Annotated in this window: 1 protein-coding gene; it reads left to right on the top strand. The window is 81.3% G+C overall.

Annotated features, from left to right (window positions below; translation table 11 throughout):
• Positions 1-611, top strand: a 611-nt coding sequence (locus tag GTR00_RS22235; RefSeq protein ID WP_166613642.1) for a YggS family pyridoxal phosphate-dependent enzyme, incomplete at both ends; no start/stop codon positions are given.

Genomic DNA, 611 nt, shown 5'->3' on the forward strand with positions numbered 1-611 from the left:
CGCGAGCGCGTGGGCGCCGCGGCCGCCGCGGCCGGCCGCGACCCCGGCGCGCTGACCGTGGTGGTCGTCACGAAGTTCTTCCCGGCCGCCGACGTGCGCGCCCTGGTGGGCCTGGGCGTGCGCGACGTGGGCGAGAGCCGCGACCAGGAGGCCTCGGCCAAGGCCGCCGAGCTGGCCGGGGAGCACCCCGGCCTGCGCTGGCACTTCGTCGGCCAGCTGCAGACGAACAAGTGCCGCTCGGTGGCCCGGTACGCCTCCGCGGTGCACTCCGTGGACCGCGCCCGCCTCGCGCGGGCACTGTCCGCGGCGGCCTCGGACGCCGGCCGCGCGCTGGACTGCTTCGTGCAGGTGGACCTGGCGGCCGCGCTGGGGGCGCCGGTGGACCCCGCGCGCGGCGGCGCCGCCGGCGACGAGGTGCTGCGGGTGGCCGACGACGTGGCCGCCGCCGGCGCGTTGCGGCTGGCGGGCCTGATGGCCGTGGCCCCGCGCGGGGCGGACCCCGCGCGCGCCTTCGAGGCGCTGGCGCGCGCGGCCGAGCGGGTGCGCGCCGCGCACCCGGGCGCGGTGTCGCTGTCGGCGGGCATGAGCGGGGACCTGGAGGCCGCGGTGGC

The sequence above is a fragment of the Kineococcus indalonis genome (assembly GCF_009906395.1).
Classification (GTDB): domain Bacteria; phylum Actinomycetota; class Actinomycetes; order Actinomycetales; family Kineococcaceae; genus Kineococcus; species Kineococcus indalonis.